General features: G+C 44.5%; 7 protein-coding genes. 1 reads left to right on the top strand and 6 read right to left on the bottom strand.

Features of this window, described 5'->3' with window-relative positions; genetic code table 11:
• Positions 1–137 precede the first annotated feature (137 nt).
• Positions 138–1,280, bottom strand: coding sequence for a Fic family protein (locus GKR71_RS15185; RefSeq protein ID WP_036954134.1), 1,143 nt, complete (start codon positions 1,278–1,280; stop codon positions 138–140).
• A gap of 556 nt (positions 1,281–1,836) precedes the next feature.
• Here GKR71_RS15185 and caiF point away from each other — a divergent pair.
• A complete protein-coding gene (gene caiF / locus GKR71_RS15180; RefSeq protein WP_036954132.1) occupies positions 1,837–2,229 on the top strand; it encodes a carnitine metabolism transcriptional regulator CaiF in 393 nt (130 codons plus the stop codon).
• Positions 2,230–2,325: 96 nt separating this feature from the next.
• Here caiF and caiE read toward each other — a convergent pair whose 3' ends face one another.
• The 5 genes from caiE to caiA form a co-directional block, all read right to left on the bottom strand.
• Entirely contained in the window at positions 2,326–2,919 is a 594-nt protein-coding gene (gene caiE, locus GKR71_RS15175; RefSeq protein ID WP_154634518.1) for a carnitine operon protein CaiE, read from the bottom strand.
• Positions 2,920–2,952: 33 nt separating this feature from the next.
• The gene (gene caiD, locus GKR71_RS15170; RefSeq protein ID WP_108479451.1) at positions 2,953–3,738 is read right to left on the bottom strand and encodes a crotonobetainyl-CoA hydratase; all 786 of its coding nucleotides are present in this window, start codon (positions 3,736–3,738) and stop codon (positions 2,953–2,955) included.
• A 27-nt stretch (positions 3,739–3,765) separates the two neighbouring features.
• Entirely contained in the window at positions 3,766–5,325 is a 1,560-nt protein-coding gene (caiC, locus tag GKR71_RS15165) for a crotonobetaine/carnitine-CoA ligase (protein ID WP_154634517.1), read from the bottom strand.
• A 72-nt stretch (positions 5,326–5,397) separates the two neighbouring features.
• On the bottom strand, positions 5,398–6,618 hold the full coding sequence (gene caiB, locus GKR71_RS15160; RefSeq protein ID WP_036954124.1) for an L-carnitine CoA-transferase: 1,221 nt from the start codon (positions 6,616–6,618) through the stop codon (positions 5,398–5,400).
• A gap of 70 nt (positions 6,619–6,688) precedes the next feature.
• Entirely contained in the window at positions 6,689–7,831 is a 1,143-nt protein-coding gene (caiA, locus tag GKR71_RS15155; protein WP_036954121.1) for a crotonobetainyl-CoA dehydrogenase, read from the bottom strand.
• Positions 7,832–7,858: the final 27 nt, after the last annotated feature.

Below are 7,858 nucleotides of genomic sequence, written 5' to 3'. Positions count from 1 at the left end.
TTTTTTATGCCTAAAGCTTATTCAATAAGGCACAGTAAAGCGTTACCGTGTTTCAGTTTGTCAACCTAGTTCAAACTGACGTTACCCTATATCAAATTGCAAATCAGGGTAATGGCAGTTCGATTTGCTCATTAAGATTATAGGTTAGGAATAAACCCTTCTTCCCGCAGAACCTTAATCACCCCACGAATCAAATACGAGTTAGAAAACTTCGCCGTATAGATACGAGCCCCCTCTTCTACTGGCCTGAGCAACCCTCGCTCAATCAACTTACCAAGCTGATAAGTCATCTGCGTCGGTTTCAGATCAGGTAAAACGGCACGTAGATCCCCTGCTTTTATCGTCCCCAATTCAACAGAGCGTTTCAGAACTTTCGATTCCAGCAAGTTTATCAGCCCCCTCTCCAACGAAAAGTCGATAGCCGGATACAAAATCTTTTTGCTCAGAAAAGCGTGGTTTGTCAGTTGGTCGACTTTCTTCAGCTCAGAGGAGATCCCCGAAAGCACATATAAGCACCACTCTTCCAGTCCCTGCTCTGTTCCCTTATCGGCTAACGAAAGCATGGCGTAATACCGTTCACGATCATTACAAAATACCGCTGTCGGATTAAGTACCCGACCACCAGTCTGAACATTAAAACCATATTTGATAAGCAACGCGTAGGTCAGCAACCTAACGGTTCTGCCATTACCGTTGCCAAAGGGATGTATCCAGCCGAAGCGATGATGAACCAGAGCAATCTTCATTAGATCGTACTTTGGCTTATCTTCACGGTTAATAAAGTCGGTCAGCTCTGCCATATAATCAGGAACGTGGATATGATCCGGAGGTAAATGGTCAGACTGAGCAATGCTGACGTTATGTTGCCGATATGCACCGGGCGTTCTATCGCCTTCCTGTTGCAGCTCGGCGACCACTAAACTATGTAACTCGCGGATAAAATATTCCGTTATATCATCGCCATTACTCAGATATTCGTCGATAAACTCCATCGCAGCTTCAATGTTATTGATTTCTTTGAGCTGATCCGTCGAACTCTGCGTTCCTTCGACCTTACTTTCAACATAATCGGCAAGTGTAGTGTGATTTCCCTCAATTCTTGCAGAGCCAAGACTCTCCAACATGTGGAATATAGCCTTTAACTGTGCAAAAAGGATGGGATGAACATCGGTTTCCAGCTGCAAATGTCGGAGGATCTCCAGCTCTGTCAGCGCATCGACCAAAGGGGAATCAAAGCTGGGGTTCAGAAGCGAGAGTTCAAAGTGATTAAATTGAGCCATAATGTTTAGTTATCTCAACTGGTGTATAACGATATCTCAAAAGTATAGCAAAAAAAGCAATAGATTCTATAGATTAGAAAACTCATCTATTTTTATTATCTCAAAAACCTTTGCTCCAAAATATTAAATATAAATCTTAACGATGTTCAAATCATAAGTTCGATTCCGAGTCCGGGCACCACTATTTAAAGAACCCGCCCTAGTGGCGGGTTTTTGCTTTTTAGCCTTTCCAAACTGATTCAACCCCAATCTACTCAGCAATCACCTTAACTTAATCTAAATTTCATAAATTCAGATCTTATTTGATTTAGCTCCACATTTGCGTTGATTTTATAGCGTATAAATAACTATATGATAAAAGTTGTTTTGTAACTCTTTGGTAAACAACAAAAAAACAACCCAGAGTTAATCTTCTCTCAACGTTTTTAACCAACTTTTAATCATTAATCATGGCTATTTATAGTCTAATAAATATACAAGACATCATAACAACAAGATTGGCGTATAGTTTCTTATTGCCTTAATCACTTTTAAGCAATGAGCTGAAGGAGCGCTTATGTGTAAAGAATCAGTGAAAAGCCCGATGTATTTATCCATTGCAAACTGGGTAATGAAACAGGGTCGCTGGATCACCGCCAGAGAAATCTCGAATAACTTTGAAATTCCGCATACCAATGCGGTGAATATTGTCTCTTATATTCTTTCGGATGTGGCAGAAATACAGTGTGAAGTCAAAATGATCCCCAATAAATTATCGGGGCGAGGCTGCCAATGCCAACGATTGATTAAAGTGACTAAAATTGATAGCCAGCTTTATTCTCGCCTAAAAAATTACACTTCCGAGAAAATGACGATTGAGTCACCAGTGAAAACGAATCTCGTCCCACCAACAGAACTTAATCGTGAGCAGAAATGGCAGTGGATGCTATCTAAAGCCCAGCGTCGTTAATATTATTTTCATCGACGCCATAACGAAAAAACGCAGGCTTAAAGCCTGCGTTGAGGTTACTGACAAAGTATTATTGACGATTTTTGCACATTGGTATCATTGACCTTTCGGTTTGACATCCGTGGTTCCCTGCAACCGAGGGCGATTCGGCTCTATCTCAGTTAACGGAATGGCTTTTTCTAAACTTTGACGATAACGTCCCGCTAAATCTTGATACTCTTTGGTATTTAGCTGTTTCCAATGAAGCTCTTCATCGCTCACATGGCGAAAAAAACGCGCAGGTGCGCCGATCAACATTTGTCTTGGCTCACCTTGGAAACCCGCCTTAACGAAACTCATCGCACCAATAATGCTCTCGTCACCGATGACAGCGCCATCCATCACTACGCTATTCATGCCGACCAGTGCATCACGCCCAATAATACAACCATGTAAAATTGAGCCATGACCAATATGTCCAGATTCCCGCACAATAGTCTCAACATCACTGTAACCATGCATGATGCAACCGTCTTGAATATTCGCCCCTTTTTCGATGGTTAGGCGCCCATAATCCCCCCGTAATGAGGCATTTGGACCCACAAACACATCGGCACCAATAATGACATCACCAATCACCACGGCGGAAGGATGAACGTAGGCCGTTGGATGCGCCACGGGTGTCACCCCTTCAAAGCTATAAAAACTCATAATCACCTCACCGTCATCCAATCACTGGTAGGATTAGCGTCCTTTCCAGTTTGGCTCACGCTTCTCTGAGAATGCTAAAGGACCTTCCGTAGCATCTTCGGAGTGCAATACGGCAGGGTAGTTTTCTAACACACCACTGCGCATCAATTTATAGCCCTCTTCCACCGTTAATTCTCCGGTTGCACGGAAAATTTCTTTCAGTGCGGCAACGGCTAACGGAGCGCTTTGTGTGATTTTTTCAGCCAGCTCCCGAGCTTTATCCATTAAATTCTCGATAGGCACGACTTCATTCGCAATCCCCCAGCGCAGAGCCTCTTGAGCATCCATTCGGCGCCCTGTCATTACCATCTCATTGACGATAGGCGCAGGCAGAATTTTTGGTAAGCGCAGAACGCCGCCGCTATCAGGCACAATACCTAATTGCGCTTCAGGTAGCGCGAAACTGGCATTTTCAGAGCAGATAATCATATCTGCCGCCAGCGCTAGCTCAAAACCACCGCCAAACGCATAACCGTTTACTGCCGCGATTACGGGTTTATTTAAGTTGAAAATCTCAGTTAATCCCGCAAAACCACCTGGACCAAAATCAGCATCAGGGGCTTCCCCTTCCGCCGCAGATTTTAAATCCCATCCCGCAGAGAAAAAACGTTCTCCAGCCCCCGTAATAATGGCCACTCTCAGTGTTGGGTCATCACGGAAATTAAGGAAAACTTCTCCCATTTTAAAACTGGTTTTTGCATCAATGGCGTTGGCTTTAGGTCTATCGAGTACAATTTCTAGCACGGCACCATGACGGGTAACTTTTAATGATTCGCTCATAGTTTAAACCTTTAGGTTGTTATTCGATTATTTCAGATGTTTTTTCAGCACCTTACCAGAGCAGTTACGAGGTAAACCTTGACGGACTTCCACCAATGAGGGTACTTTGAACTTCGCCATTTTCGTTTCACAGAAAGCGAAAAACTCTTCTTGAGTTAGCGTAGCCCCCTCTTCCAGCACGATAAACGCTTTGATAGCCTCATCACGAATGGCATCCATCACACCGATAACCGCAACATCCGCAACTGCCGGATGGGACGCGATGATGTTCTCAATTTCGCTACAAGAGACGTTTTCCCCGCCACGTTTGACCATATTGCTACTACGGTCAACAAAGTAGAAAAATCCATCTTCATCTTGATAAGCAAAATCGCCTGTGTGCATCCACCCTTCACTATCAAAAGTTTTCTCTGTGGCTTCTGGATTGTTGTAATAGGCTTTAAATAAGGTTTTACCCCGCTCGCCTTTTACACATAGCTCGCCAATTTCGCCGGTTTTTAACGGTTGATTATGTTTATCTCGAATTTGAGCTTGATAACCAAATCCAGGGCGTCCAATGGACGGCCAGCGCCGTTCATCCCCAGGTCTATCACCAATCAGCCCAACAATAGTTTCAGTCATGCCGTACGATGTAAGAAACCGCGTCACCGCAAAGCGATCCATAAACTGTTGTTTTTCTTTATCACTTAAATTGAGATAGAACATCACTTCCCGTAAACAGTGCGCTTGCTCATTGTCGGCAACTGGTTGACTCATTAAGGTGCGGATCATCATTGGGATCAGCTCCGCCACTGTCGCGCGATGCTTCACAATCTGTTGCCAAAAACGCCGAGCACTGTATTTCTCAAGGAGAACAAAGGTTGCCCCAGCGGAGAATGCCGCCATAGCCGCTGTGCATTGGCAATCGATATGAAAAGCGGGCATCACCGTCAAATAGACATCATCAGAACGTAATGCACATTGCCAAGAGGAGTAATAACCAGCAAAGCGCAGATTATAGTGGGTGATAATGACCCCTTTTGGTTTAGAGGTCGTCCCTGAGGTAAATAGAATTTCGGCAGTATCATCCACACTGAGTTCAACCTGCTCCGCCAGCACAATCGATTGTTGAGCTAGTTCAACGGTAAAGTCAGTTATACCTTGCTGCGTTGGTAATTGGGTGTCTGAAATTAAGAAGATATGTTCGAGCGCTGTTGCTTTGTCATCAACAAGAGTTTGGTAAATATCGGCAAAATGGGGACGAGTGACAACCAGCCGAGGTTGGCAGTTTTGGATGATCCATGCGCTCTCTTCGTACTTAAATCGCGCATTGACCGGCACCATGATCGCCCCAATTTTGGCAAGACCAAACCAGCAAAAGAAAAACTCTGGGCAATTATCTAAATGTAACGCAACTTTATCCCCTTTTTGGATGCCATAGCTTAAAAAGAGGTTGGCAGTCCGGTTAATCTGCTGATTCATTTCTAAATAGCTGAATTCACGCACATCGCCATCACAGGATTCAAAGATAAGCGCCTTTTTATTGACGTGAGTTTTCGCAAAATCATCCCACATTTGACGCAAATTTTGTTTACCGATTACATCCATTAATTGTTATCCCATCATTTCCCTAATGTCTATTCAGCCCAACAGGAATGATTGAACTGAATAGTCATTGAATTACTCAACAATTTTAGCCAGCCCTTTCTCGACCAGCCCCCTAATCTCATTTTCGTTATAACCAATGTTTTGCAGAATATCCGACGTGTCCATGCCGTGAGATGGCATGCCGCGCCAGATTTGCCCCGGATTGTTTTTGAATTTTGGCATCACGTTTGGACCACGACAGGTACGGCCTTCCATGGTTTGCCAACTGGTGATAGATTCGCGGGCAATATATTGTGGATTGGTTTCTAATTCTGGAATGGTAAGCACCTTGGCACTGGCAATATTCAGCTCCGCCAAACGCGCTAAAACCACATCAATGTCACGCGCCCCTAGCCACTCATCTAATTTTTCTTCAACAAGTGGACCATACGGACACTCAACACGGTGAATGAGCTGCGTACCTTCAGGAATTTCCGGTGTACCCAATAAGTGAGCAAGACCAATATCTTTGAAGATTTCTTGGATCTGAGTAATACCCACAATCTCCATTACGATATAACCGTCTTTACAGCTATAGAGACCGCAACCGGCATAATATGGGTCTTTCCCTTTTGTCATTCGTGGGCAAATTTCGCCGCCGTTAAAGTAGTCCATCATGAAATATTGCCCCATACGCAGCATCACTTCGTACATGGCAATATCAATACTTTCGCCTTTACCTGTTTTTTGAACTTTATACAGCGCCGCTAAAGCGGAGGTGGTGGCGGTCATGCCAGAAAAATAGTCTGCGGTATACGGGAATGCCGGCATTGGCTGGTCTTTATCACCGTTTTGAATTAAATAACCGCTGAATGCTTGCGCAATGGTGTTATACGCCGCAAGGTTGGTGTATTGCGGGTCGCCGTATTGTCCAAAGCCTGATAAGTGGGCGATCACTAATTTCGGGTTATGCTCCCACAACAATTCATCGGTGATCCCTCTGCGCGCAAAGGCTGGACCTTTACTGGCTTCGATAAAAATATCCGTCGTTTCCATCAGTTTAAGGAACGCTTCTCGGCCTTCATCTTTAAAGATGTTCAGTGATAGCGCCCGTAGATTGCGGCGAGATAGTTGCGGGTAGTTAGGTTGAACGCGAATAGTGTCAGCCCATGCGACGTTTTCGATCCAAATAACCTCTGCGCCCCACTCTGCGAACATTTGTCCGGCAAATGGGCCTGCAATTTCAATCCCTGAAAATACCACCCTAACCCCAGATAGCGGGCCAAACTCGGGCATTGGTAAATGCTCTGCCATTTTCTCATCTCCTGTGAAACTAAAGTGATCTCCCGAGAATCTCAGGAGATCAATCAACGACAAACCTCGATTAGCGGTACTGTTTCAGTACGCTACGACCTAATGTCAGTATTTGCATTTCATCTGAACCGCCCGATACACGATCCACGCGCAGGTCACGCCAGAAACGTGCGATACGGTGTTCACCTGCAATACCCACACCACCGAGGACTTGCATTGCTGAATCCACAACTGCAAATGCTGCGTTTGCACAGAAGTATTTACACATTGCCGCATCACCAGAGGTGATTAAACCGTTGTCACTCTTCCATGCAGTTTCATATAACATGTTGCGCATCGAATTGAGCTTGATCGCCATATGTGCAAATTTTTCTTGAATTAATTGATAACGACCGATGGCTTCACCAAATTGAACTCGTTGGTTGGCATAGCGCGCCGCATCTTCAAACGCACACATTGCTGTACCGTAGTTGGTCAATGCCACTAAGAAGCGCTCATGATCAAACTCTTCTTTCACACGGTTAAAGCCGTTGCCTTCACGACCAAACATGTCTTTTTCATCAAGCTCAACGTTGTCAAACGTAATTTCGCAGCAGCTATCCATGCGCAGACCCAGTTTTTCAAGTTTGTTCACCTTGATACCCGGCTTGCTCATATCTAAGAACCACTCAGTGAAAACAGGTTTATCCGGTGAATCCGCATCACGGCTCATCACCACGATGTATGGTGTGTACGCACTACTGGTGATAAAGCATTTGCTACCGTTTAAGTACACTTTTCCATTACGGCGAGTGTATGTCGTTTGTAAACTACCAACGTCAGAACCTGCACCCGGTTCAGTAATAGCGGAGTTCCACATCTGTTTACCCGTACCACGGAACGCCATGATTTTGTCGATTTGCTCTTGAGTACCTTCACGCAGAACCGTATTAAAACCACCCGGTAATTGGTACAGAACATAAGTAGGAGCACCCAAGCGACCTAATTCCATCCATACCGCAGCAACCGTAATAAAACCTGCATTTAAGCCACCGTGCTCTTCAGGGATCAGTAGGTTATCAATTTCCATATCCGCTAAGGCTTTTACAAAACGCTCTGGGTATTTGCTTTCACGGTCACATTCAGCGAAATAGCTTTCCCAGTTCTCACTTGCCATCAGTTCACGGATCCCTGCGACAAACAGTTCCTGCTCATCATTCAATCTAAAATCCATATCAATAACCTCTTCAATGTTGTTTCT

Source organism: Providencia sp. wls1922 (genome assembly GCF_009706505.1).
Taxonomy (GTDB): Bacteria; Pseudomonadota; Gammaproteobacteria; order Enterobacterales; family Enterobacteriaceae; genus Providencia; species Providencia lanzhouensis.
Note: the sequence above shows the minus strand (reverse complement) of the source record. Positions and strands in the feature narration are given on the sequence as shown.